Source organism: Flavobacterium sp. FG19, from assembly GCF_057809475.1.
Map to the genome: position 1 here is coordinate 176,165 of NZ_JBMDKA010000010.1, position 26,916 is coordinate 203,080.

The window sequence follows — 26,916 nt, forward strand, 5'->3', positions numbered from 1 at the left end:
AATTCTAATGGGTGGAGATTGTTAATTTCTTGAGGGATATATTCCCTGAAGGCATATAATATAACTGAGTCCTAAATAGGGCTGCTGAATAGAAATAGGCTGGCTGTTTCCGGCTAATCCTACGGTTACTGCAGGTGTAATTGGTTTTAAAGCACTATTAGGTGTCTCGGTAGAATACAGGTTGGTTAAAGAGGCCAGATAGGCATCTTGCGGGGTAGGTGTATCTCCAAGATCTGCATAACCTTTCATTGTAAAAACGCCCAGAGCGGTATGAGTATGCTGCGGCATATTTGCAAGTGTAGCAGTTATAGTGTTAGTACCTGTAACCGCACCTAATGGGAACTGTGTAATACCTGCTGTAGCACCTGTCCCTACTGCACTTCTGCCTCTAAAATCAGGTAATGCAAAAGTACTTACACCGTTACCTCCATATGTGGTACCCAAGAGACTAAATAAAGCCTGGTTTTGTGCTACGGCTAATAGCTGGCCTGAACAATAGGCCCAGGTTCTAGGGGCAAAATTGCCGGCAAATAATCGAATTTCGGACATTGTTCCTTCCATAGTAGTTTTTGGTTTTAGTTTCTGCTTGGGAAAATACCCATTACACAAATAATATAATTAGTAGTCAGTATAGGCTGAATAATGTCAAATGGTTGACTGCCTCCGGTGTTTCCAACAGTAATAGTTGAAGTTACGGGTTTTAATGTACCATCTGTTGGTTCAGCTGTATAGGCTTTTTCCGATCCGGCTAAAACGCTGGCAGCCGGTGATGAACTATTACCCGGAGCATTATAAGTGGCGATGGAAATTGAACCTGCTGTAGCTGCATGTGTATGCATCGGCATTTGATTGTAACTCATAGTTACTGTTTCTGTACCGCCAACCTGACCCAGTACAACATTGGCTAATCCTGGTCCTGTACCAATTCCTACCGGAATACGCCCCTGTAGATCAGGCAGGTTAAAGTTATTAATACCGTCTCCGCCAAATGTGGTTCCCAGTAACGCATAAAGTGCCTGATAATCCATTAGACTCATTGACTGACCCTGGCAAAACATCCAGCCTTGTGGAGCAAAATTTCCGCCAAACATGCGAACTTCTCCTAAATATCCTTCCATAGTATTTTTTTTAGCTTGTTAGTTAAATGGTTTTGCTTAATACATTAATTGCGTGAAGGGAATGTCCCTGCCAGGCAGATAATAAAATTCATCCCGATTACAGGCTGCATAAGGCTGATGGGTTGATTCCCGGTGCCGGCAGGGGCAAGTGTAAGCGTAAAGTTAGTCGGTTTCATATCGTCTTCTCCGGCTTGGGTACTGTACATTTTTGTTTTCGAAGCTAAATTATTACCGTTTGGAGTATCCAGATCTCCAAAATCAGAGTAAGCAGGTACTGCAACAGTTGCTGTTGTTACGTGGGTGTGACCCGGTAGATTTGAAAGTAATAATGTTGTGGTATTGGTTCCGGTCGTTTCTCCTGATACATAAGGGGTAAGCCCGGGACCGCTGCCGGCTCCTACTGCTGCACGGCCTGCAAAATTGGGCAGTGCGAAAGTAGTTGCACCATTACCTCCGTAAGTTGTTCCTAAAATAGCAAATAAGGCCGTGTTGCTTTGTACCGCAACAAGCTGCCCTAGACAAAATGCCCAGCTCCTGGGAGCAAAACCGGCGGCAAATAGACGAATTTCTCCAACTGTTCCATCCATAATTTTAAATTTAATTGGTTAATAGTTTTGATTTATCTTTGATTTGTCAGATTTGTTTTTCAAACGAAAATAAGCTGGCAAATTTTTTATGACTGAGCTAAATTACTGTATATAAACCTTTTAAAAGCAGGTGTTTTTACGTGTTTTTACGATAATCCGTAAAGCCGTTTTGGCGTTTTGAAAAGAAAAATATTTCTTACAGTCCGCAAAAACACACACTTTGATACACCCAATTCAGCTTTAAAAGTAGGATACTGAAAGAGGCATCAGGTAAAAAATGTCATGAAAGGGATTTTTCTTGTCATGAAATCCTTTTTTGACGTAAATGCATGAAATAATAAGGAAAAGCTTCCGTAGAACGGAGAAGCGGGTAAAGTAATGGTTTATTCATAATTTCTACTGTGCCGGGGGTTAGTTTTTAGGTAAAAATTCTGTAATACGGTTATTATATAAAAGACAAAATATTACAGGTTTTTTTATTGAAAATCAGTAATTTATCTAGGTAAAGTTAGAAATAAAAATGTAACTTTTTACTTTTTTTATCACTAAAATCCTGTTATTTGTTTTTAAATAAAAAAAGCACCAAATATTTTTTGGTGCTTTTATCAGTATGAAATCTCTTTTTTTATTCTTTGCGAAGTTTTTCCCTGTGCTGAATTCCGAAATCGCGAAGGGCCAGAATAATAGGCTTTACAGACCAGCTGTATTCTGTTAATGTATATTCCGTTTTAGCAGCGGTACTGCCCAGTATCCTTTTTTCAACGAAACCGTTTAGTTCCATTTCCTTTAATTGCTGGGCCAGCACTTTGGATGTTATTTTAGGCACTTCCTTCATAATTTCGCCAAACCGTCTGTTTCCTTCCATCAGGGCAATGGTTATGGGAATTCTCCATTTGCCGTTTATCACATAAATAGCGTCCATAACAGGTACTATTTCGGTTTTGCAGTTTAAGATCCTTTCGGTTTTACTTTCTTCAGCTATATTGTCTTTTTTTATAGTGGTCATTGTACTTATTTATTAGATTGTAGTTTTAAAAATATATTATAAAATAAGCCGGCTTTAAAGGAATAAAACCGGCTTATAGTTTTTAGGAGAGAGGGGAGGCTAAGAAAGCTCCTCAATAATATGATGGACACTTTTAATAAAGATTTCTGTATTTTTCATTTCATCAGCAATGTATACATCGTAATTACTAAGACTGAATTCGTCATGCATATCTTTTTTCAGGTATTTAATCATCGATTCGACACTTCTGGTATCATGATCTTTTTGTCTTTTAAGTTCCCTTTGTTTGCTTTCCAGGTACGCTAAAGTTTTTTGTAATCTTTGAATGTTTACTTTATCCACGTTTGAATACTTTTAAATTTAACTGAAAGAATAATGGTTTACCCAAGTGAATATAAAGGTGAAATACCTGTAGATTCAGTCTTGAAAATTTTTTATACATACGATTAAATCTGCCATTCAGTTTTAGATTAAAACCTGATATTTATGATTTTTTATCAAAATTTGTTCACATGTATACTTAACTTTTTGAAATACATTTGTTTATGATTGTTGCTGTGTGTAATTATTTTTTACTTTTTTTTCGTCCCAGCCAGATTAACAAACCGCTAACGGGCAGTGTCACGGCGAAAAGACAGACTAAAAACGCCAGTATTTTGGTTGGATAACCGTAAATACTTCCCGTATGTATCGGATAAATCAGTCGTCTTATTTTGTCTCCGCTGCTTAATTTTTCATAAGGTCTTGTTTTTAAAACGGCTCCGGTATATTTATCAAAATAGGCGATGCCTGAAATATTCGGAATCGATTTTTCTGTATTCAGTTTAATGGCCATAATACTGTTAATCGTATCAGAGGGTATCCGGATCTGGGTATCGCCTTTATACTTAAAAATACTGTCGGTTTTTGAAAATATCTTTTGATAAAAACAGGTTCTGTCTGACTTAAGATCTGTTTTAGCCGGATTTTCGACTTTAGCAGAAGGTTTTTCTGTGGTGCCATCCGCCAGAAGATAAATACCACTTTCAAACCATTTAAAAGACCAGGTTAAACCCGTAAGTGAAATGATGAGAAGAAACACGAAACTGTAAAAACCTAAAACAGAATGAAAATCCCAATTGACTCTTTTAAAGGAAGCCTTCCATTTTATGGTAAGTCTTTGTTTGAGGTTTTTTATTTTTTTCGGCCACCATAAAATAAGGCCCGAAATAAGCATAAAAACAAAAATCAGACAGCTGCAGCCTGTAATAAATTTACCGGTTTCACCTAAAATAAGATGTCGGTGCAAATCTAAAACAACAGAGAAGAACCTGCTTTTTTCAGGAACGGCACCCAATATTTTTCCGGTGTAGGGATCAACAGAAAAGAGCATGTCATTTTTAGCAGCATCTGTTCCGGTTATAATTACGGTTCTTTCGGGATCTTCAAAAGTCTGGATTCGGTCAAATTGTGTGACAGCATATTGCTGCTGAATATCTTTGATAAACAGATCTACCGTCATTTTTTGAGTTCCGGTTTCGGTAACCTTATAAAACTCCGGATTTATAAATTCGTCAATTTCTTCTTCAAAAACCAATATACTTCCGGTAAGGGCAGCAATAAAAACAATCAGCCCGGACGCAAGTCCGAGCCAAAGGTGTAAGAAGCCAATATTTTTTTTGAATGTTTTATTCATAAATAGAATACCATAAGAATTTCAAATATGATAAAGCATTTTTAAAATGAATATCCTAAAGTTAACAGCCAGTTGGATGGTGCACCCGGAAACAGACGTATGAAGTCATATCCGCCAACCCAATAGGTTTTGTTGGTTATATTATTGGCATTTAACTGAATTTTAAATTTATTGATATTGTAATACAACGCTGCATTAAACAAGGTATAACCCGGAATGGTTTGTGTTGTAGTCTGGCTTAAAGTTCGTACAGTTGCGAAATTGCTTCCAAAGGCAAGACCAAAATCTTTTAAAGCACCATCTGTAAAATTGTAACGGGTCCAGATATTTCCCTGCTGTTTCGGTGTATTCGGTTTTTGTCTGTCAATTTCAGTATCCACAGGACTTTCGGTAATAGCCGCTTCATTGTAGGTATAAGCTGCAGAAACACTCCAGTTACGGGTAATATTTCCGTTTACATCAATTTCAATTCCTTTCGATTCTTCTTTACCAATAGCCCTCATTAAGTCCGGATTTGTAGTATCATTAGCCGGGTATAAAGTATTTTTCTGCTGAATTTTAAATACTGCTACGGTTACAAAAAGTCTTTCTTTAAACCAGGAAGATTTACCTCCAAATTCAATCATGTTGCTTTCTAAAGGATCAAAAGGACCTCCTGCATTTGGGTTAGACAAAGAAGAAGCCGTCTGCGGATTATATCCTTTTACGTAAGTACCATATAAATTAATGTTCGGATTAAGCGTATAGGTTAGTCCGAAACGTGGTAAAACAGAATGTTGTTTTACTTTGTTTTCAGTAGCTTTTTTGTAGTTTTCCTTATCTGTATATTCATCATAACGAATTCCGATTAAAGCCTGAAAAGCTCCAAATTTAATATGGTCCTGAAGGTAAATTCCGTACAGAGAATAATAAGTCGGATCAAATGGACGGGCCGTATAAAAATACTTGCTCATATCCTTTAACTGCTGTGATGCGGATGGATTTGTCAGATCAAAATGGGCAACGTTGGGTACCGGATTTCCTTTTGAATCTAACAAATAAGCGGTTTTATTGTTTGGGTTATAAGTGGCTATAGATCCCGTATTGGCAGCATTTCGGTAACCGGTTGCCTGTAACTGCGAACCACCGGCCGGAACCTGCTCCTGTGCATAATCATAACCTGCAATTAAATTGTGGTCTAGAGCACCTGTTTTGGCTTCGTATTTAAAAAAAGCAGAAAGATTATCAATATAACGCTTACGTTTACGCATAAAAACCTGCATTTCAACAGCGGTAGGTATGGTAGTTCCGTCTCCGGTAACGGCATATTTGTTGGCTCCCCTGTGTTCCAGAAGATCTTCTGTATAACCTGTACGAATATAAGAAGCAGAGAAGGACAAACGATCTGTAAACTGATGGTTTAATGAAGTAGTCACAATATAGGTTTCTTCATTTAAATAATCGTTTGTAGAGTTTAGGGAGTTAGAAGTTTTGGTCGAGTATAAATTGTCTTCATAAGTAGACTGACCGCGGTCTAAGATGCTTTTTGAACCCGTATAAATCAGGTCAAAGTTAACAGAGGTTTTGTCATTAGGAAGAAAGGACAGAGAAGGAGCAATAACAATATTTTTGTCAAACTGTAAATCCCTGAAAGAATTCGCATTTTCGTATCCTAAATTCAAACGGTATAATAACGATTTGTCTTCGGTCAAAGGCCCTGTAAAATCGGCCAGAGCTCTTAATGTATTGAAACTTCCGGTAGAAAAACTCACGCTGTTAGCGGCCTGATCTAACGGTTTTTTGGTAACACGGTTTAATACCCCTCCCGGAGAAGCATTGCCAAACAAAGCCGAAGAAGGTCCTTTTAAAACCTCCACACGCTCTAAATAGTTTGCAAGAGGCTGTTTCCAGAATCCTGTAGAAGTTCTCATTCCGTTTAACAGCTGTGTATTGCTTCCTCCGTTGATTCGGAATCCTCTTATCGAAATATCATCGTAAAAAGTAAACTGACTTACACCACTGAAGTTTTTTACGACTTCGCCTACACGAATAGCGCCCTGATCGGCAATTAATTCTTTGGTAGCATACGAAACGGCCTGCGGAAGGTCTTTTAATGCAATTTCTGTTTTAGCGCCAATAAAAGATTTAGTGTTTTTATAGGACTTTTCTTTTCTTCCGGTTATTTCTACCGTCTGAAGTGTGTTAATATTTTCCTGAAGAACAACAGAAAGCTCCAGATTTTCATTTTCATGAAGTTCAACTGTTTTTTCCTGGGCTGTAAAACCCATAGCTGAGAAGTAAACGGTATAGCTTCCCGGAGTCAGATTACTGATTTCAAAATTTCCCTTGTCATCAGTTGTGGTGTTCTTTTTTAGACTTTTTACAGAGACAGAAGCATACGAGACGGCTTCTTTGTTTTCGGAAACGATCTTTCCGGTAATTTTAGCATTTTGCGCCTGTCCAAAATTAAAAAAGGCAAGCAGCAAAAATAAATAAGTAAATTTCATGAGGGCGATTAATTTGATTTAGGCTGCAAATCTATAGTCTATTTAGATTAAATACAAATAACGTTTTTTAACGATTGTCTTTTCTAATGATTTCGGCAGCATACAGGGAAAGAAACGGGAAGATATAAAATAAAAACATGGGCTGCAGCAGCTGTTACAATCAAAGTCATTAACAAGTCATTTTTAATTTTTTCTGAAATTGTAAATAACTGTTTATTAGTTGTTTGTTTTGGTTTTGATAGTGTAGTTAGGTCTTTTGTTATTTTTTAGTGCATCGAAGAAGAAAGTAAAATGCTTTAAAGAAACGAGCTGTAAATAGATTTTGAAATAAAAAAAACTACTTACCTCAAAGTAAGTAGTTTTGTTTAAGAAAAGATAAAAATGTAAGAAAATAATGCCCTTCGTCAAAATGGAGAGGGGCATGTTGAAGTTTATTTTTTAACCGAAATCACAGTTTGGGATATTACGGATGCGATGACAAAGAGCAGACCGATATAGAAATAAATATTGACCTCTTTACTTTCATTAAAAAACAAAAATGCCATTACAATAGCATAAACAGGTTCCAGATTAAAAGTCAGGTTAACCGTAAAAGCCGAAATTCTTTTTAAAGATTCAGCAAATAAAACATACAGACCAACCGTACAAAAGGCAGCCAGAATAATAAGATAGAAGACATCTTTGAGTCCTGGCACAATCGTTTCGACCGGAAAAATAAACAGATAAAACGGAAGCAGCAGTCCTAAACCTAAAGTACCGCCTGCCATTTGGTAATAATTAATCAGTCTGCTGTCGTAAGTAGTAACCAGACGTTCATTAAATATAGTATAAAGAGCCGCAAATGCAGATGAAATTACACCCAGTATAATGCCCAGCTGATAGGAGGAATCAAAATGAAAAATTAATGCAATTCCGGCCAGAGTCAGGGCACTTAGTACTAATTCGGTTATATTAAATTTCTTTCGGTTGATCAAAGGGGCAAACAAAGCCGTAAACAAGCTCGTTAAACAATAACAAACAACGCCTACCGAAATGTTGGAATATTTGATACTGGCATAAAAGAAAATCCAGTGTATGGTAATCAAAATCCCCACTTTGCCAATATTGAATTTTTCTCTCAGCGAAATGTCCTTAGGAACTTTAAATAGTTTTAGGATTATAAATAATATCAGGGCAGAGAAGAAAACCCTGTACCAGACCAAAAGGCCTTCGTTTAACGAAATAAGTTTACCAAAAATACCGGTAAAGCCGGCCAGTACTACAGCAATGTGTAATAGTATATATGATTTTTTCATAAGATTGTCTAAAGGTCTGAAAAGACCGGATTATAAATTAATTTGAAAACTGACTTATAAGCACACGTATCATTTCGAAATAGTATTCGAAACAGTGTAAAGTTTAAAGTCCGGATGATTAATTTATAATCAAGGAGGAGGAAGACAACCTTTTTGGCTCATGATTTTTGGAATTTGCCCAAAAGTATCTAAAATCATGCTGTAGTACAAATGCGTTAACAGTATTTTGGAAAGATAAATCGCATGTGTTGTTTTTTGTAACAAATTAAGTGCGTTTTTAACATTTTGTCACAGTTAAAACAGCTTTTATAAGGTAGTATTTTGATCTGTTTTTAAGATAAAAATGATATTAGAATTTAAAAAAATCAAAAAAATAATAAGTGTTGTTTATACGTTTTTATTGGGCTCGAAGTGTATTTTATCGATTAAATATGTATTTCATCGATTTTATTGTTTGTTAATATTAAATTTGTACATATATTCGTAAAAAAAAAACAAACAAATCGTTTTTAAAAAAGTGAAGGGAATATGATTTTTTTCGAAGGACTTATGACTGAAAATTATGGAAGCTGTCCTGAAAAAGAAATTGCCTGTTGCATATTAGAAATCCTCAAATCAAACACTATATGAAAACACTTTTACTACACGCCGCCCTTTTTCTTTGCAGCTTTTTTGCAATGGGGCAGAAAACACTTTTTATACCTACAGAATGGAGTAATCCCAACAATGAATTTTACGGCAGAATATCTGATTCCAGAAAATACGAGTCGACAAACTTTGTACTGTATTGGGGCGATAAGGTGGGAACTAATCCCGCTGCCTATTCAGAAGCAGCACTGCGGTTTACGCCAAAATCAGTTGCCGATACTCTGGAACACAGCTTTAAGCGTTTTGTAACCGATCTTAAGTTTGTCAGCAATGCACCCACTACCAATGTGGGCAAGTATAAAATTATCATAATGGTCATGAATACCTGGAATTCTACCGATACGAGACTGCAGGCGTTTGCCCATGCCAGTTCCTACAGCAATGTAATAGGGGCGATGTTTGTACATCCGGAAGCTACCCGCGACGGAGGTGCACTCTCGCACGAGTTTGCCCATACTCTGCAGATGATGATGCGCATACAGGAAAATCCGGGTAACGGTACTGCTTTTGCAGGGTATGACTGGGCCGGTCCGTTTTTTGAAGGACATGCCAATTTTATGAGGGCACAGGCGTATCCGCAATGGGCTGAGATCGACGGAACTTTAACCAGATGGATTCAGACCCGCCATTTTATGTGGTCGTCTAACCGACATCATTATACCAATTTTCACCTGATGTATTATGTACAGGAAAAAGACGGTTTTGATTTTACACGCCGAATGTGGGCCGAATCTAAAAATCAGGAACATCCGCTGGAAACTATTAAGCGTTTAAAAGCTTTTAATCAGGAACAGCTTAACGATTATTTATGGGGATATGCCCAAAGACAGCCAGCGTTTGATTATCCTATTCAATGGACTTCGCAAATTAATACGACCAGTAATTTTGGTAAAAAAATAAGAGAAGTATACAAACAGATCGAAACGAGAATGCCCCGTTATACCAGCAGACGTTTTACACTTTTAACCAAAGTGACCGGAACCACAGATCAGTATTACACCAACAATGACTGGGCGCCGCAGGATTACGGAATGAATGTGATTCCGTTGTATCCAACCTGTTCGGGAACACAGAAAAAGGTCACTGTAAAATTTAAAGGGCATTCAGAAGTAAACCCAACGCAGGCCGGATGGCGATATGGTTTTGTGACGACTAAAACAGATGGAACTATTTCACGTTACAGCCCTATGTACAATTCAGACGGCGAAGTTTCCTTTGCACTCGATACGGCGACTGAAGCCAATATGTATCTGGTGGTATTTGCGGCTCCTAAAGTACATGTAAATTATAATATGGATGAAGGTTATCCTAAACAAAGGAGATATCCGTATGAATTAAAAATTGCCAATGCCAATCCCGAAGGATTTCAACCTGCTGCTGATTTTAGAAAATTTCTTAAAACCAACGGACGTATTCATACTAACGGAGGCGGATGGGTTTCCAACAGTGCTAATGTAGCTTCGACAGTATACGTAGGACCTTACGCAATTGTAAGAAGCGGAACTATTTCAGGCAGTGCCCGTATAGATGGTTATGCCATGGTAGAAGGCGGAAACATAAGCGGTAATGCCATTGTAAGGGACAATGCCTGTGTGTATAATGTTACTTTATCAGGAAATGCTATTGTAGAAGGAAACGGCTGGATGGAAGGCGGATCTGTAAGCAATTCTGCCAATATAAAAGGAAATGCCATGCTTTTTGCCGGAAACTTTGGAGGTTCAGTTATTGTAGGCGGTGATGCCGAAATAGGAAGCTGTTCTACTGCCGGAGTATACCTGCAGTTCCCGTACTGGAGAAACGGAAGAACAGAATGTGACGGAAAAGGTGCCGGTGATGCCTCCAATATCGATATCAACAGCAGTTTTACTAATTTCTCTGCCGCTTCTATGGCATTTAGCGTTACGCCAACCTGTACAAATCCAACTTTAAGTACGGCTAAATCAATTTTAGAAGAAGAATACGGATTAAGTGTTTTCCCAAATCCTGCTATTGGAAACCTGAACATATCGTTTACCCAACAGCAGCCGGAGAAAATAACCATTACCGTATTTGATACCAACGGACGAACAGTAGAAGTTCTTACAAATCAAAACTATGAATCCGGACGAATTGAGATAGAATATAACAGCAGTAAATTAACACCCGGAATTTATCTGCTTCGCATTCAGACGGGAAATACCGTGGTAAACAAATCGTTTATCAAACAATAATGAGTTTTTAGTTTTTATTTTTTTTGGCCCTGTCGAAAGGTTAGGTTCGACAGGGCTTTTTGCTTTCCGGTTTTTTTTAAAACTAAAAGGTTAAACCTGAGCGGAGAATCAGAATCTGCTGCCTAAAAACTCAAAACCATATCATGCCAGACTTCGCCGCCATGAACCGAAGCTGAAATGCCAAAATCTTCAAAACCAAATTTTTGATAATAAGCAACCAGATAGTCTTTGCAGGTAAGTGTAATTCCCGCTCTGTTTTGCTCTTTGGCTTTTACAATTAAATGCTGAATCAGTTTTGCGGCATAACCGTTTTTTTGATATTCCGGTGAAACGGCAAGACCAAAAACCGCCTGCCATTTTTCTGTTTCATTATGTAGTTCCGGATTGTTAAACATTTCGTCAATCAGCCTTTTATGCTGTGTGACCATTCCGTTTATAAATCCTAAAATTTTCCCTTCGTCTTCCAACAGCCAGAAATGCTGCGGAAATCCATTCAACCGACTGGATAAACGTTCTAAACCGGCCGCTTCATTGGGCGGAAAACAGGCGTTTTCTATTTCATTAATAACAGCTAAGTCCTCTGTCTGAGCATTTCTAAAATTCATAATTTTCCAGTGATAAGATTTTTTTTGCCGCGAAGGCGCTAAGGCACAAAGTTTTTTTTAAGACGAATTTAAAAAATTAAGTTTACAGCTTATAGCTTAATTACTACTGAAATTTTATAAAATAAAATTTAACGCCTTGTGCCTTTTCGGTATTTTACTTTACAATAAACACTTAGCGCCTTTGTGCCTTCGCGGCATACTGCTTTAATAATCAACTTAGCGCCTTTGTGCCTTCGTGGCAGATTAATCTCAAAAATAGCAAAAGAAATCATAAAATTAAAGAAATGTTTTTGTTTATGTATTTAACTACGTAGTTTTGTAAAGTAAATTTTCAAAACATATGAAACCTGTAATTAAACCTATCGAAAACCAATACTCAAATGCCATTGTAGATTTGGTATTAAACATTCAGCAGAAAGAATTTAATGTACCGATAACCATCGAAGACCAGCCGGATTTATTCAATATCCCGAATTTTTATTATGCAGACGGCGGCGGATTCTGGGGCGCTTTTATCAATGACGAATTAGTAGGAACCATTGCCCTCGTAAAATTTGCTGATAAAGCGGCAGCCATAAGAAAAATGTTTGTAAAAAAGGAATTCAGGGGAAAAGAATTTGCAATCGCTCAAAAATTATTAGAGACTTTAACAGCTTATTGCAGAGAAAACGGAATCGATGATTTATATTTGGGAACCATTTCGATACTTGAAGCGGCTTTGCGTTTTTATGAAAAGAATGATTTTGTGCGAATTCCGAAAGAAACACTTCCCGAAGGATTTCCTTTAATGGCACCGGATAATGTATTCTGTCATTTAACTTTAAAAAAATAAAGATGAATATTATAGACGAATCAGGAATATTGGCCATTTCGACACGCTTACAGCGGTTAAGCGAACAATTGCGTAAAGACGGTGCGTTGTTTTATAAGTCCTACGGAATCGATTTTGAACCTAAATGGTTTCCGGTAATTTATACCTTATATCATAAAGATGTTTTAAGCGTGGTTGAAATCGCTAATGAAATTGGATATACCCATCCTTCAACCATAAGCCTGCTTAAAGAACTGGAAAAACAAAAACTGATTCGTTCTAAAAAAGATAAAATCGACGAACGTAAAAGGCTCATTCAGCTTACGGCAAAAGGGCAGGAGTTAATCGAACAAATGAAACCGGTCTGGGATTTAATGAAACAGGCCCTGAGCGATATTGCCGACAATCAGAACAACCTGCTCCAGGCAATTGATGAAGCCGAAAATAAAATCATGCACCAGAGTTTTTTACAGCGTGCTTTACAGTTAAAGAGCGAAGAAGAGAAGTAATCCCTAATTGTTGACCTTGAAAAACATTCCTATATACAATCAAAGTCCCGAAGCTGTAGGAGGTATTTTTATCGCCTATCATACTGCTGATGATTTTGCTGATTTTGAATATAAATTAGAAGCACACCGTGATGACTTTTTTATATTTTTTGTATTGACACAGGGACAGGCATCCCTTAAATGTGATATGGTCGATATTGAAGTAAATGCCGTCAATGTATTGATGATTAAACCACTTCAGATCCATCACGGGCAGGATGGCACGCCGGACGCTGCCGGATATTACATTGGGATTGCGCCGTTTCTGATCCCGAATCATTGTATGGAAGTTTTTCAGAGTTTAAAAATTTCAGAACAGCTTAATACTATTAACCCGGTTTATAAGCAGGAACTTTTGGATACACTTGATTTACTGCAGCGTTCATTTTCAGGAAAAAATCCAAACAAGACACAGATTATCAACGGACTATTTAATGCTCTCATTTATCATTTTGCCCATATTTATTCAGAAGCAAAACCTTCTGTGCAGGAATTCAAAAAACAGTCGGCTGTGATTTATGCCAATTTTAAAAAGCTTATTTCCGACCGTACTTTTCTCGAAAGCCCGTCTTATTTTGCCAAAAAATTAAACATAACGACTTCTCATTTAAATGACTGTGTCAGTGCTGTTTCCGGGAAATCAGTTACGTACTGGCTGCAGAATGCCATGGTGATCGAAGCGCAGCGTTTGTTGTATTATACCAACAGTGAAGTAAAAGAAATTGCTTTTATGCTCGGGTTTCAGGATCATACTTATTTTTCACGTTTGTTTAGAAAAATAACCGGGCAGACCCCGCTGGTCTTCCGCAGGAAATTCCGTGAATAGTCCAATCATTGCCCTGTATTCTGCAATGTCTTTTCAGGCTTTTATTTTCAATTTTGAAACGAATTTTAAATCTGAAAATTATGAGCTCTATACCCAAAGTCATTGGCGATTTTATGGAAATGGCGTTTAAGGACAAAATCTGCAGAGTAAACGTTACCACCATAGAAACACCGAGTCCTTCTATTAAAATAATCAATTTTAAAGGCACTTTCCCGCACATCAAATTTAAACTCGGGCAGGCCGTTGTATTTCGCATCGACGATACCAATTACCGCAATTATACGCCCAGTAAATGGGACAGTGAAAACGGAACATTCGAAATTATTTTTCATATCCATCACAACGGACCCGGAAGCGAATTTATCAATAACCTGAAAATCGACGATTCCATTATGGCAGGAATGCCCAGAGGATTTAAGATTTTTAATAAAGAATCAAAGTACCATTTCTTTTTTGGCGACGAAACCTGCATCAGTGTTTTTAAAAGCATGAAAGACGAAATTAACCGAACCGAAAATAATTATCTGGGCATTTTAGAACTCGACGAACTTTCGGCAGCTATTCCCAAAAAGCTTGGATTGGAAGTAGACATTGTACCTAAATCAGTCAACAAAGCGGAGGCGGCCATAAAATCACTTCAGAACCTTGATGCCGAAATCTGGAAACTCTGGAAAGAAGGTTATTTTTATTTGATGGGAAATGCCAAATCGATTCAGGCGTTTCGAAAAGCACTCAGGGAAAAAGGTGTTTCAAACAAAAACATTCATACCCAGCCGTACTGGGCAGAAGGAAAAGTGGGTTTGTAAGACTTTTGAAACCATAAAACTTAAAAGAAAAGCGATCTGTAAAGACCGCTTTTTTTTTTAATAATGTGGAACAATGATACTTTAAGAATGATAAATCCAATATGCTCCAAAAACAATTACCATTTGAATTTACTCCATTCTTAAATTTCATTTTATAAACATACGATAAAAGCTACAATTTGGTTTTAGAAAAAGCGAAAAAGTTTAAATATTTATCAACAAAGAATGTTTAAATGTCTAAAAAAGCCACAAAACACGGACTGTCAGCGGTTATTAAAGTACGTAATTTTTTTTAAATCCTACAAAAGAAACCAGCTGTAAATAAGAAAAAAAGGAAGCATCTTAGTAAATTAGCGTCTCAGAAATTCCATTTATGACCCTTCAGCAGTTAAAATATATTGTAGCCTTAGACGAAGAACGCCATTTTGCCAGAGCGGCAGAAGTCTGTATGGTGACGCAGCCCGGACTTACCATTCAGTTAAAAAATCTGGAAGAAGAAATCGGAATCAAGATTTTTGATCGAAATAAAGTTCCGTTAACGCCAACCGTTTTAGGAATTGAAATCATCAACAAAGCCAAAAAGATTCTTCGTGAAGCCGACGAAATTCGTGATTTTGTAATCAACGAAAAAAATCTTCTGGAAGGAGAACTGAAACTGGGCATTATTTCGACTTTATCGCCTTATTTGATTCCGCTGTTTATCAAAGCTATGAAAGAGGCGGCTCCAAAAGTACATTTTATTATAAAAGAAGGGTATACCGGACATTTGATGAGAGATCTGGAAACCGGAGCTATCGATGCAGCGATTATGGCAACACCAACAGGAAATCCAAATTTGATGGAACATGTTGTTTTTAAAGAGCCTTTTGTAGCGTATTTGAACGAATCACATCCAATGGCAAAGGAAGAGTTTTACGAACTTCAGCCCGGGGATAAAACCGAATTATTACTGCTGCATCATGAATATTGTTACAATGCACAATTGCTCGATATCTGCGGACTAAAAACATCCGACAAAATAAAAGAGCAGTTTACCTACGATATCAATTCTATAGAAACGTTAAAAAATCTCGTGAGGGCGCATTTAGGTTTTGCGATCATTCCGCAGCTTTCTATTTTAAACGAAGCAAAATCAGAACTTTTTAAACCTTTTAAAGAACCCGTTCCCGTAAGAGAAATCAGCCTCGTAGTTTCCGATTCTTTCTCTAAGAAATTATTGCTCGAAAAAATGAACGAAGCCATCTGGAACTGCCTGCCAGAATCCCTCAAAAAAGATTTCGCCTACCGAAAAATCCGCTGGAACGATTCGCCTTATTTTATTAAAGCTATTAGTAAGAGTTAAAATTCTAATACTAAAAATTCCAAATTCCAAATTCGCATTTTAGATCATTTTCAGGAAAGAGAAATCACATAAAACGCAGCAAAAAATCCAAATTCCAACTCAGTAAAGACTTGGAATTTGGAATTTTTATTTTGAAATTTCTCCCAATTCATTGGAATTTATTTTTTGTCGATCTATTCAAAAAAGAATGACATCCAGTTTTGTCATTTCGAGAATAGAGAAATCCCATAAAACGCAGCAAAAATTCCAAATCCCAACTCAGTAAAGACTTGGAATTTGGAATTTTTATTTGAAATTACTCCCAATTCATTGGAATTTGGACCCGAGCGATAGCGAACAGGCGAAGCAGTTTTAGATATTGGAATTTATTTCTTAGAAGCTTCAATAATCACATTAGCTACTTTGGCTGGCTGTGAAATAAACACTACGTGGCTTCCTTTTATTTCCGTGATTTTGGTATTCGAACGTTTGTACATCGCGTGCTGAATACTCGGAACAATGCTTTTATCTTCAGTCGCTACAATTCCGTAAGAAGGTTTAGTTCTCCAGGCTGCTTTAGTAATTGGAGTTCCAAAACCCTGAGCGTGGAAAGCCCCTTGCGAAGCAAACATAAAATCGGCATCTTCTTTGCTTAAATCGCCTGCAAAACCAGCATGGAATTTAGCTTTGTCATAATACGCAATTCCTTTATCATCAGGAGGCAGTACACCGTTTTCAGGAGCAGGAGGCGCAGTTTGCAGCCATTGTACAGAGTTTTCACCACTGTCAGGCTGTAAAGCCGCTACATAAACCAAAGCCGCTACTTTTGGGTGATTTCCCGCTTCGGTAATTACAGTTCCTCCCCAGGAATGCCCCACCAAAATAGTTGGTCCGTCCTGTTTGTCAAGTGCCAGATTAGTTGCTTTTACATCATCTTCTAAAGAGCTTAACGGATTTTGAACAATGGTTACATTATACCCTTTTTTGGTCAGGATCTGGTATAAACCTTTCCACCCCGAACCGTCTGCAAAGGCACCGTGTACCAATACAACGTTTTTAATTTGAGGGGCAGTTTGTGCGTTTACCTGAACTGATGTACTTAATAGACTAAAGATTATTGCTATGAATGCTATATAGTTTTTAATTGTTTTCATAATAGTAAATTTTAAATTTTAGATTGTTGTGTTGTTTTGGTGGTCCTAATGTTGAAATTCCAATTTTGAAAATTCCAAATTCCAATTTTCCACAAAGATTTGGAATTTGGAATTTGAGATTTGGAATTTAATTCAGCGTTATCGCCAAAGTAATTTCAGTATTTAACAACTTAGAAATAGGACAAATTTCCTTTGCTTTTTGAGCGGTTTTTTCAAATTCTTCTGTTAAGATTCCGGGAACTTTTCCGGTCAGTTCTAACTGAATTAAAGTAATTGTTCCGTCTTCAAAAGTTACTTTAGCCGTTGTGTCTAAATCTTCTGGAATAAAACCAGATTCCGACAATAAAAAGCTTAACTGCATGGTAAAACAGCCGGAATGTGCCGCTGCGATTAATTCCTCAGGATTGGTTCCAACACCTTGCTCAAAACGGGTTTTAAAAGACAATTGTGCATTATCTAAAGTAGTGCTTTGTGTACTAATGGTTCCTTTTCCTTCCATTCCTGTACCTTTCCAGTTTGCGTTTGCTCTTCTTGTAAATTTCATGATTGCTAATTTTTTAAAGTTATTTTTTAAGATGCTCAAATCATTTCTTTGATTTTGATGAGACAAAGGTATAGGGAAGGTGTTTATTAGTCAAATTAATAATTTTTAATAGTTATAAAAATAAATTATAATTGTTGGTTTTAAAGAGGTTCAGAGATTAATCGGTTGTTTTCTATTGGATATATTTCTTTTGATTATGGTTTTCCATAATTAGATGTTAAACAGATTATTGTTATTTGTTTTTAAGATTATAAGGTAAAAAGACTAATCTTGAGTTTAAATATTACATCCATGGAAACAATTCAAAGGATTGGCGAATTATGATTTTAAGAAGAGGGGTTATTAGATACTGTCTTTTATTATATAAGTTTTTCTTATGTTATTTATAATGAAGAGAAATTATTAATCAGGTATATTTACGTATTTATTTAGATCTTCAAATTTCTATTTTTGGATAAAAGAATTATTTTCTATATGGGTAGAGTTTTTCATAATGAAATAGATCATTAGAGATTTACTTTGTCAGCGAGATTCTCATTTAAAAGTAATATACATGGATAAAACTAATATTGCCAATAGTTTAAATTATCTAAATGAAGAAAGGTTTAAACTTTGGGAAAGGCTGACACAATTAGAAAAGGAGATAGATAAAAAAACTTCCGATTTTGAAAAAGATGCTAAGCAATCTTCTAGAAAGGCTTCTGAGTTTAGAAATAAAAGTAATGATGCAAGAGATTTAGCAGTTCAGAATGCGGAAATTTCCGCTGAGAAGTTGAAAGAAGTAAAACTTTCTTTAACTAATATTAAATCAATTGAAACTAAGTCAGAGAGCAGTTTTAATAAAATTGACAAATTTATAGTTGATTTAGAAACTCGTTCAAAAAAGATAGAGGATACGATAGCTACATTAGAAGAAAATTTTGAGAATAACGATTCACTTATTGAGAAACTTGAAACATTAGAAGAACATTTCGAAAGTGGGGATGAAATATATGCTAAAATTGAAACTATACAAAAATCTATTCAGTCGAGAAAAAAAGAAATCGATAATTTTTATAGAGAGCTTTTTGGCTATACAGAGAAAGAAACTAACGAAGAAGGTGTTGAAGAAGAAAATAGAGTTGAGGGATTAAAAGATCAAATTCAAAGTACTTATGAAACTTTAGAAGAGGATTTGTCAAATCTAGAAAAAGATGTTATTAATATAAGAAGAGAAACTTTAAATAATTATAAAAACTTTATAGAAGAAAAAGAAGCTGACTATTTAAAGAAAGAGAATAAATGGGATACTGATTATGATTCTGTTTTAGACAAAATTAATAAATTGCTTCCAAATGCATTGACTACGGGTTTGTCATATGCATATTCTGAAAAAAGAAAAAGTGAAATAGAAGATAGTGAGAAATTTTCTAGTACATTCAAAACAGCAGCTTTAGGTTTAATGCTTGTTTCTTTTATTCCTTTTGTTTTGAGTATTTTCTTTATTTTTGAAGGTAAAACTCTAATTGATGTTATTGAGTATAGTCCAAGATTTGTACTTGCAATAATTCCTTTGTATGTTCCTGTTTTATGGATTGCTTATTCATCAAATAAAAAGTTAAATCTGTCAAAAAGATTAATAGAAGAATATACACACAAAGAAGTATTGAGTAAAACTTTTGAAGGCTTATCACATCAAATTAATTCTATTGATGATGAAGATGTATCGAATGATCTAAGAGTAAAACTACTTTATAATATTTTAAGTGTGAGTTCAGAAAATCCAGGTAAACTAATTTCTGATTATAATAAATCTGATCATCCATTAATGGATGCCTTAGAAAAGAGTGCTAGTTTGTCTAATGCTGTAGAGAAGTTGGAAAAAATCCCAGGATTATCTAAAATTGCAAAAATATTAGATAACAAATCAAAAAAAATTTTGAAAGAACAGACGAGTAAGGTTGATAATACCTTGGGAGAAATAATTGAAGAAACTCTAGATATAGACTAATAAATATTATGCCCAAATTTTCCGTAAATTACAACAAATCATTTGAAAAACTTATAGAGAAGCTTCAAGTTTTTCTAAAAAATGAAGAAGGATATCTTACTTGCACTAATAATATTGGAGAATTTCAGGTAAAAACTACTATTGGAATTTTTAAAGGGAGTTATACTTATAGAGACCAAGTGATTCTAATTAATCTTGACAAAAAGCCCTTTTTTATCAGTTCACAGTTAATTAAAAGTGAAGTTGAAAAATACTTATTAAAAAATTGAATCAATATGCATTTAAAAAAAATATAAAATAGTAAAAATATGGCAAAAGCTTTTTTATCTCATAGTAGTAAAGATAAGGGAATTGTAAGAAAAGTAGCAACGCAATTAGGGAATAAAAATTCAGTTTTAGATGAAATTTCATTTGAGCCAGGTACTAAAACTTTAGAACAAATTTTTAATGAATTAGATACCTCAGATATCTTTGTGTTATTTGTATCTAATGCTTCTTTAGATTCTCCATGGGTAAAAAAGGAGATAAATAGAGCAAAAAAACATATTAGCTCAGATGTAATAGATAGAATAATTCCAATTATTATTGATCCTACCATTAAATACTCTGATCCACGTATTCCTGATTGGATTGCAAAGCCTTATAATTTAAAATTTATTGAAAATGAGGTTATTATACTTAATAAAATACGCCAAGCTTTAAAAGAAGTTAATTTTAAAAGAAATAAATTTAACCAAGAAATAGAGCAAAATTTTGTAGGTAGAAATGCAGAGATGCAAAAATTTGAAGATGATATAAATAATTTAGATAATTGGACGCCTACGTATATTATAGCTTATAATTACTTTGAAGGGATAGGAAGAAGAACATTTCTAAAAAATGCTCTTCGTAAATATGATTTTATAGAATATCTTGATACCCCCACTTCAATTACAATTGATTCAAAAGAAAGTCTTGAGAATTTTATTTATAAATTAAATGCTATTGATAAGAATGAAGCAATAATTGCTTATGATTTTTCAACTATGAGCCTTGATGATAAAATCAATATTGCTATAGATTTAGTAAAGCAATTTATGGATTACAAAGAACTTATCTTTATAATTGATGAAGGAGGCATTATTTTACCAAATAATATTATTGTTGAATGGTTTAAAAAAATTGTAAATCATGAATATTTTAATAATAATTTGGCATTTTGTATTATTTCAAAATATAGACCAAATGAGATAGTTCTGAAAAAAGAAAAAAAATCTTTAGTTTATAGAATTCCAGAATTATCAAAACCGGAAACTAAAAATCTTTTTCAACGACTTCTAAAGATTTATCAACTTGAGAATATTAGTAGAGAGGATAAAGAGTTTTTTATTAAAAATCTTAATGGTATACCATCACAAATTATTTACGCAATAAACTTGATAGAGATAAATTTATATGAAGCAAAAAAAAATGTTAAGGATATTATGGAGTATTCCGATCAGTTTAGTTATACAATATTAAATCATTTGAATACTACTCCTACCGCTTATCAGTTAACGATATTGCTTTCAACAAATGAAATTTTTAGTATTGAATTAATTAATAGAGTGTTTGGTGATAATGAAAGGACTTCTGAAGCATTACAAAAATTGTATGATTTGTCACTTTTTAATTTTGTTTTTGGGGGTTATGAATATGTTAAACTTAATCCAACTTTATCAGATTACATCAACCGTTCTAAAATTAAATTAGAAGTAGAATATAAGGTGAAGCTAAATAATATAACTAGAGAACTTTTAAAAGAAGACTTAGACAATATTATTATCGATGATTATTCTCAATTTATGATTACGTTACAAAAAATGCTTGAGGATGAAATTTCAATTCCCAAAAAATATTTTGTTCCATCTTTAATTATTCAAAATGTAATAAAACAATATGATAAGGGGAATTATGATTACGTTATAAGAATTTGTAATGAATTGTTAGAAAATCAAAATTATGATTCACAAATTATTTGGGAAACGGAATATAGACTTACACTGGCCTATGCAAGAACTAAAAATGACAAATTTTTTGAACATATTCAGTATTTTAAAAATGATAATTATAATCTTGATTACTATTTCTTGTTAGGTTTTTATCATAGACATAAAGGTAATAAAGGAAAAGCTTTGGAATATTTTGAAGAAGCATTAAAAGTTTACCCTGAACATTCTAGAACAAAAAGAGAAATTGTAAATATTTATTTGTCTCAAGGTAAATATCAAGAAGCACTTGAGCTAGCTCGTCAAAATTTTGAAAAGAGGCAAACAAATATTTATCATATACAATCTTATTTTACAAGTCTTATAAGAAGGCAAGTACCTTTTACAGATTCTATTGTTAATACACTTCAAAAATTAATGAATGCTACTGAATCTAGCCCTGATATAAAATCAGAGGATATTTTACGATGCATGAAAGGTGAATTTGCTTTTTATATTGAAAATAATTTTGAAAAAGCTAACGAAATTTTGTTAGAAGCTATAGATTTGAATCAAAACAAAAATTATCCAAAAAAATCGCTTTTGGAAATTTATAAGAAGAAAGGATTGGAAAATGCTTATGAGGAATTAAATTCAATTAATGGAATAGACGAAATTGATGATGAATAGAATATTGATTTTATGATCAATTCTAATTAGTAGAATAAAATTTTAATGTATATTTATCAGATCAAAAAACCCTCAATCTTTCTGCAAGATTGAGGGTTTTAATAAAAAAATAAACCTTATTAGTCCAATTTAGATAAGGATCTTAAATTTCGGCTAGTTCATAGAGCCAATAGAAGCTGTCTCCAAATTTGGCAACTTTAGATTTAATAAACTGTTCTCATAGTTTTGCCGTCTGATGCAGTTGTTCGTGATTTCCGAACAACTGAATCCTCCTTTAATTCGCCTTCCTCAAAAATATTTTTAATATGTTCACTAACAGTAGCTTTAGATTTTCCAAAAAAGATCGCAAAGTTGCGCCTGACTCAGCCAAACTGTTTCCTCTTCAAGCCGTACGTCAATTTTAATATTGCCTTCCTGATTTTGATATATAAGTATTTCTCCGGTATTCATAAAGTAAGTTCTTTGGTCATGAAAATCATTTCTAAATTTTCATTTCCGGGTATAAATGTTTGCTAATGTATTGAATATTTAGTGAAAACATGTAAGAAAATATTTAAAAACAAAACCCTCAATCAAACGATCAAGGGTTTTTAGAATAAAATGCAATAAAATTTACTCCAAATCCAAATAAGGATTTAAAATCTCAGCCAGTTCATTGAGCCAGTAAAAGCTGTTTTCCAGTTTGGTGATTTCTTCGTGAAGGGTTTCGTTTTCGCGTATTAAACCCAGAGCGAGAACAAAATTAACCTGCCGGATGGCTTTGGCAATTTGTTCCGGGGAAACGGTTTGGGTAAAGAAAGTCATCAGCCGGGTTTCGGCTTCTTTGGAAAGGGTTTTGGTACTCATAATCTTAACTTTTAGGAAATATAAAACCCGCATAGCTTAGGTGTCCTACGCAGTTAAGAAACGCGTTGCGGTTGTTTCCAATACCGCCACCATAATACACGGGCAAACTTTTTTTCTGAATTCATATCTTAACTTTTAGGACTGCAAATATATCAAAAAACTTGTTGGTTTTATAATTAAAAAGTAATATAATTCTTAAATACTAATCTCCTGAAAACTTCCTTTTGAAAAGGAGTGCCCTAGCCCCGATAGGAGCGGTATCCTTTTTATCCGCTTTTCTGCGGATGAAAAGATATAGCGGATAGCGGGAAACAGCTCCTCATTAAAAACTACACCAAAAGCCCTGTCCACTTCACCCATTGATCTGTCCGTTTCGGCTATTTTCTGATTTCGTAAGAAGGGTTGTCGAAATACTTTTGACACAGAAATTAACAACAGCAGAATAATTTAAATCAAAAGTTATGGAAACTAAAAAACAAAAAACATGGGTGATTATCGTGATTATTATTTTAGGCATTATCGCCTTTTTGATCCCAAACCAGATCGCAGCCCAAAACGGAATTAAACGCACCGATTTACAAAAACACGATCTGAGTATTCCGGGCAGGGAAACCGTTCAGGCCAGAATCGATTTTGACGGGCATTCGGCTTTTGGAAAACATTCGCATCCCGGAGAAGAAATCATTTATGTACTCGAAGGTTCTCTGGAATACGAAGTCGAAGGCCAGGGCAAGGTTACCCTAAAAGCCGGAGAAGTTCTTTTTATTCCGGCCGGAGTCGTTCACTCAGCTCAAAATAATACGAATACAAAAGCCTCTGAACTGGCGACTTATATCGTAGAAAAAGGAAAACCGATACTTGTAATGAAAAACTAAATATTATTGAACCGCAAAGCTTCGTGTTGATTTTTTACCGCAAAGTACGCAAGGTTTTTTCTCTTAGTTACTGTTAAAAAACGCAAAGGCCGCAAAGCTTCGTGTTGATTTTTACCGCAAAGAACGCAAGGTTTTTTCTCTTAGCTGCTGTTAAAAAACGCAAAGATCGCAAAGCTTCGTGTTTGTTGATTGGGTTAGCGACAGATTAAAATGATTTCCACAGATTTTAATCTTTTTTAATCCTTTAATCTGTGGCGAAAAATAACTAAACGCAAACCGTTGTGAAAAAACTTAGCGAACATTGCGTAAACCTTAGCGCCCTTTGCGGTTAAACAACATCTCACAAATCACATTTTACATCTTACACAATAATTATGAAAACAATATCCAATATTCTAATCGCTATTCTTTTTATGAATGCTTCTTTTACTCATGCACAGACTTCACAACAAAAAACAATTGAAGTAAACAGTTCACTAGGGACTTTAAAACAAATTAATGCGGGATTATTAAGCGTAGGGTATACCGAGGCCGGACCATCAAACGGAACTCCGGTGATTCTGCTTCACGGCTGGCCTTACGATATTCACAGCTATAACGAAGTGGTGCCGGTTTTGGTTTCAAAAGGCTATCATGTTTTTACGCCTTATTTAAGAGGTTTTGGAACGACCACTTTCCTTTCTAAAGATACTTTCAGAAACGGACAGCAGGCTGCTCTGGCAAGTGATATTATTGCTTTTATGGATGCTTTAAAAATCAACAAAGCCGTAATTGGCGGTTTTGACTGGGGAGCAAGAACAGCGGTTGTTATGGCGGCACTCTGGCCGGAACGTGTAAAAGGTCTGGTTTCGGTAAGCGGTTATCTGGTAGTCAATCTGGAAGCCAATTTGAAACCACTGCCTCCAAAAGCAGAACTAGGCTGGTGGTACCAGTATTATTTTGCTACCGAAAGAGGAAAACTGGGCTACAGCCAGAATACCTACGAATTCAATAAACAAATCTGGCAGATTGCTTCGCCGCTATGGAATTTCGATAAAGCGACTTATGACCAAACCGCTCAGTCTTTTGAGAATCCGGATCATGCGGCCATCGTAATTCACAATTACAGATGGAGACAATCTCTGGAAGCCGGAGAAGCAAAATACGATAATCTGGAAAAACGTCTGGCCGCAAAACCGGAAATTAAAGTGCCGACGATTACCATAGGAAGTGATTTTGACGGAGCTTTTGCAGACGGAAAAGTCTATGCCAGCAAATTTACAGGTAAATACGAACACCGAATCTTAAAAGGTATCGGACACAATGTACCACAGGAAGATCCAAAAGCATTTGCGCAGGCAATTATTGATGTTTCTAAATAAATTTCAAATCCCAAATCCCAAATCCCAAATTCCAAAATTCAATGGCAATTACAATGTCAGAATTCAATATCAATTAAAATAATCTAAAATCAACAATTTAAAATTTTAAAACATGAAAACAGTATTATATACAGGAAAAACACACACCACGGGTGGTAGAGAAGGAGTTTCTCAAAGTTCGGACGAACAGTTGAATATCAAATTAAGTGCGCCGGGATCGTCACGTCCGGGGACAAATCCAGAGCAGTTGTTTGCTGCGGGCTGGTCGGCTTGTTTTATTGGGGCTTTAGGGCTTGCTGCTGCTAAATTCGGTGTGAGACTTCCGGCTGAAACTGCTGTAGATGCCGAAGTAGATTTGTGTGTCGAAGAGGGTGAATATTTTCTTCAGGCACGATTAAATATCAGTCTTCCGGGGCTGGATTTGGAAACTGCTGAAAAACTAGCTTCTCAGGCGCATATGACTTGTCCTTATTCTAAAATGACAAGAGGAAATATAAACGTTGAAATTAATATTCTTTAAGGGAAGTTATAAGTTAAATGTTAGGAGTTGATGCGAAACTTAACTTTTAACAAACCCGACAGGTTTTTAAAACCTGTTGGGTTTAACAAATAGAAATCATGAAAAAGATAAAATTATTAACTGTTTTTTTAACGCTGTTTCTTTTAGTTGGAAATGGTATTTTCAGTCAGAACACAGATAAAAAAGGTTTTGCCCTTTTGGAATTATATACTTCAGAGGGCTGTTCGAGCTGTCCTCCGGCGGATGAACTGCTGGGGAAAATTCAAAATGAATTAAAAGATAAAAATGTATATGTACTCTCGTATCATGTTGATTATTGGGACAAACAAGGCTGGAAAGATATTTTCAGTAATCCGGATTATACTAAAAGGCAGTACGATTACGCAAAATACATGGAGAAAGATCCAATCTATACGCCGCAGGTAATCATCAACGGAAAAATTGATTATATCGGTTCTCAGGAAACGAGTTTACGAAACGGAATTAAATCGGCGCTTTCTAAACCTGTTTCGGCTGGTTTAAGTTTAGAAACGAGTCAGACTGCTAATACGCTTTCTGTAAATTATAATGTGGAAGGCGCTTCAAAAAACAGTCGTTTACTGCTTGCTCTTGTTCAGAAGGAAGCCAAAAGCAATGTTAGAAGAGGGGAGAATGCCAACCGGGTTTTATCGCATTATCAAATCGTTCGTAATCTGCAATCGGTAGATTTAAACAAAGTTAAAAAAGGAACAGCTTTGGTTCCTCTTCCTAAAAACTATAACGCACAGGATTTTGAAATTATCGGATTTATTCAGGATATGAAGTCAGGGGCTATTTTGGGAGTTAAGCGGGTTTGATTGATTTAAACACATAGAAACATAGGTTCAAGTGCGATAAAAGAGTATAAAAAAATCAAGATTTAACACATAGCTGTTTGTGTAAAAAATATTCTCTCGCAGATTTTGGAGATTTAGCAGATGAAAAAAACTGTAAGATCTGCCAAATCTGCGAGAGAAAGAACAGCAGGCTATGTTTGTTAAAACAAGTGAAACGTCTTTTAGCATAAAGT

Annotated in this window: 24 protein-coding genes; 12 read left to right on the plus strand and 12 right to left on the minus strand. The window is 35.3% G+C overall.

Annotated elements, in window-relative coordinates:
- Window positions 1-21 precede the first annotated feature (21 nt).
- The 8 genes from ACODST_RS12280 to ACODST_RS12315 form a co-directional block, all read right to left on the minus strand.
- Window positions 22-561 carry a phage tail protein gene (locus ACODST_RS12280; protein ID WP_488932397.1) on the minus strand — a complete coding sequence of 180 codons (540 nt, stop codon included), beginning with the start codon at window positions 559-561 and terminating at the stop codon, window positions 22-24.
- A 14-nt stretch (window positions 562-575) separates the two neighbouring features.
- Window positions 576-1,118 (minus strand): phage tail protein, encoded by a 543-nt coding sequence (locus ACODST_RS12285; protein WP_488932398.1) that lies wholly within the window; start codon window positions 1,116-1,118, stop codon window positions 576-578.
- Between the two features lie 44 nt (window positions 1,119-1,162).
- Window positions 1,163-1,705 carry a phage tail protein gene (locus ACODST_RS12290; RefSeq protein WP_488932399.1) on the minus strand — a complete coding sequence of 181 codons (543 nt, stop codon included), beginning with the start codon at window positions 1,703-1,705 and terminating at the stop codon, window positions 1,163-1,165.
- Between the two features lie 625 nt (window positions 1,706-2,330).
- Window positions 2,331-2,711 carry a winged helix-turn-helix transcriptional regulator gene (locus ACODST_RS12295; RefSeq protein WP_488932400.1) on the minus strand — a complete coding sequence of 127 codons (381 nt, stop codon included), beginning with the start codon at window positions 2,709-2,711 and terminating at the stop codon, window positions 2,331-2,333.
- A 99-nt stretch (window positions 2,712-2,810) separates the two neighbouring features.
- Window positions 2,811-3,053: a hypothetical protein gene (locus ACODST_RS12300; RefSeq protein ID WP_488932401.1), complete on the minus strand. Its 243-nt coding sequence runs from the start codon at window positions 3,051-3,053 to the stop codon at window positions 2,811-2,813.
- A 223-nt stretch (window positions 3,054-3,276) separates the two neighbouring features.
- The gene (locus tag ACODST_RS12305) at window positions 3,277-4,386 is read right to left on the minus strand and encodes a PepSY-associated TM helix domain-containing protein (protein WP_488932402.1); all 1,110 of its coding nucleotides are present in this window, start codon (window positions 4,384-4,386) and stop codon (window positions 3,277-3,279) included.
- 41 nt (window positions 4,387-4,427) lie between these two features.
- The gene (locus ACODST_RS12310; RefSeq protein ID WP_488932403.1) at window positions 4,428-6,872 is read right to left on the minus strand and encodes a TonB-dependent siderophore receptor; all 2,445 of its coding nucleotides are present in this window, start codon (window positions 6,870-6,872) and stop codon (window positions 4,428-4,430) included.
- A 431-nt stretch (window positions 6,873-7,303) separates the two neighbouring features.
- Complete coding sequence (locus ACODST_RS12315) at window positions 7,304-8,167, minus strand: DMT family transporter (RefSeq protein ID WP_488932404.1); 864 nt, start codon at window positions 8,165-8,167, stop codon at window positions 7,304-7,306.
- 626 nt (window positions 8,168-8,793) lie between these two features.
- On the opposite strand from ACODST_RS12315, the gene ACODST_RS12320 reads away from it, so the two are divergent.
- A complete protein-coding gene (locus tag ACODST_RS12320; RefSeq protein WP_488932405.1) occupies window positions 8,794-11,025 on the plus strand; it encodes a DUF6055 domain-containing protein in 2,232 nt (743 codons plus the stop codon).
- A 122-nt stretch (window positions 11,026-11,147) separates the two neighbouring features.
- Here ACODST_RS12320 and ACODST_RS12325 read toward each other — a convergent pair whose 3' ends face one another.
- The gene (locus tag ACODST_RS12325; RefSeq protein WP_488932406.1) at window positions 11,148-11,630 is read right to left on the minus strand and encodes a GNAT family N-acetyltransferase; all 483 of its coding nucleotides are present in this window, start codon (window positions 11,628-11,630) and stop codon (window positions 11,148-11,150) included.
- 340 nt (window positions 11,631-11,970) lie between these two features.
- On the opposite strand from ACODST_RS12325, the gene ACODST_RS12330 reads away from it, so the two are divergent.
- The 5 genes from ACODST_RS12330 (at window position 11,971) to ACODST_RS12350 (ending at window position 15,963) form a co-directional block, all read left to right on the plus strand.
- Window positions 11,971-12,462 carry a GNAT family N-acetyltransferase gene (locus ACODST_RS12330; protein ID WP_488932407.1) on the plus strand — a complete coding sequence of 164 codons (492 nt, stop codon included), beginning with the start codon at window positions 11,971-11,973 and terminating at the stop codon, window positions 12,460-12,462.
- A gap of 2 nt (window positions 12,463-12,464) precedes the next feature.
- A complete protein-coding gene (locus tag ACODST_RS12335) occupies window positions 12,465-12,950 on the plus strand; it encodes a MarR family winged helix-turn-helix transcriptional regulator (RefSeq protein WP_488932408.1) in 486 nt (161 codons plus the stop codon).
- Window positions 12,951-12,966: 16 nt separating this feature from the next.
- A complete protein-coding gene (locus tag ACODST_RS12340; RefSeq protein WP_488932409.1) occupies window positions 12,967-13,815 on the plus strand; it encodes a helix-turn-helix domain-containing protein in 849 nt (282 codons plus the stop codon).
- An 80-nt stretch (window positions 13,816-13,895) separates the two neighbouring features.
- The gene (locus ACODST_RS12345) at window positions 13,896-14,621 is read left to right on the plus strand and encodes a siderophore-interacting protein (RefSeq protein ID WP_488932410.1); all 726 of its coding nucleotides are present in this window, start codon (window positions 13,896-13,898) and stop codon (window positions 14,619-14,621) included.
- Window positions 14,622-14,994: 373 nt separating this feature from the next.
- The gene (locus tag ACODST_RS12350; RefSeq protein WP_488932411.1) at window positions 14,995-15,963 is read left to right on the plus strand and encodes a hydrogen peroxide-inducible genes activator; all 969 of its coding nucleotides are present in this window, start codon (window positions 14,995-14,997) and stop codon (window positions 15,961-15,963) included.
- 365 nt (window positions 15,964-16,328) lie between these two features.
- Here ACODST_RS12350 and ACODST_RS12355 read toward each other — a convergent pair whose 3' ends face one another.
- Window positions 16,329-17,096: an alpha/beta hydrolase gene (locus ACODST_RS12355; protein WP_488932412.1), complete on the minus strand. Its 768-nt coding sequence runs from the start codon at window positions 17,094-17,096 to the stop codon at window positions 16,329-16,331.
- Between the two features lie 127 nt (window positions 17,097-17,223).
- Entirely contained in the window at window positions 17,224-17,640 is a 417-nt protein-coding gene (locus ACODST_RS12360; protein ID WP_488932413.1) for an OsmC family protein, read from the minus strand.
- Window positions 17,641-18,193: 553 nt separating this feature from the next.
- On the opposite strand from ACODST_RS12360, the gene ACODST_RS12365 reads away from it, so the two are divergent.
- Complete coding sequence (locus tag ACODST_RS12365) at window positions 18,194-19,630, plus strand: hypothetical protein (RefSeq protein ID WP_488932414.1); 1,437 nt, start codon at window positions 18,194-18,196, stop codon at window positions 19,628-19,630.
- 308 nt (window positions 19,631-19,938) lie between these two features.
- Window positions 19,939-22,266 carry a TIR domain-containing protein gene (locus tag ACODST_RS12370; protein WP_488932415.1) on the plus strand — a complete coding sequence of 776 codons (2,328 nt, stop codon included), beginning with the start codon at window positions 19,939-19,941 and terminating at the stop codon, window positions 22,264-22,266.
- Window positions 22,267-22,878: 612 nt separating this feature from the next.
- Here ACODST_RS12370 and ACODST_RS12375 read toward each other — a convergent pair.
- Window positions 22,879-23,112 carry a hypothetical protein gene (locus ACODST_RS12375; protein ID WP_488932416.1) on the minus strand — a complete coding sequence of 78 codons (234 nt, stop codon included), beginning with the start codon at window positions 23,110-23,112 and terminating at the stop codon, window positions 22,879-22,881.
- Between the two features lie 461 nt (window positions 23,113-23,573).
- Between ACODST_RS12375 and ACODST_RS12380 the strand changes: the two genes are divergently transcribed.
- The 4 genes from ACODST_RS12380 (at window position 23,574) to ACODST_RS12395 (ending at window position 26,704) form a co-directional block, all read left to right on the plus strand.
- On the plus strand, window positions 23,574-23,987 hold the full coding sequence (locus ACODST_RS12380; RefSeq protein ID WP_488932417.1) for a cupin domain-containing protein: 414 nt from the start codon (window positions 23,574-23,576) through the stop codon (window positions 23,985-23,987).
- 374 nt (window positions 23,988-24,361) lie between these two features.
- The gene (locus ACODST_RS12385) at window positions 24,362-25,348 is read left to right on the plus strand and encodes an alpha/beta fold hydrolase (protein WP_488932418.1); all 987 of its coding nucleotides are present in this window, start codon (window positions 24,362-24,364) and stop codon (window positions 25,346-25,348) included.
- 112 nt (window positions 25,349-25,460) lie between these two features.
- Window positions 25,461-25,868 carry an organic hydroperoxide resistance protein gene (locus ACODST_RS12390; RefSeq protein ID WP_488932419.1) on the plus strand — a complete coding sequence of 136 codons (408 nt, stop codon included), beginning with the start codon at window positions 25,461-25,463 and terminating at the stop codon, window positions 25,866-25,868.
- Between the two features lie 98 nt (window positions 25,869-25,966).
- Window positions 25,967-26,704: a DUF1223 domain-containing protein gene (locus ACODST_RS12395; RefSeq protein ID WP_488932420.1), complete on the plus strand. Its 738-nt coding sequence runs from the start codon at window positions 25,967-25,969 to the stop codon at window positions 26,702-26,704.
- Window positions 26,705-26,916 lie beyond the last annotated feature (212 nt).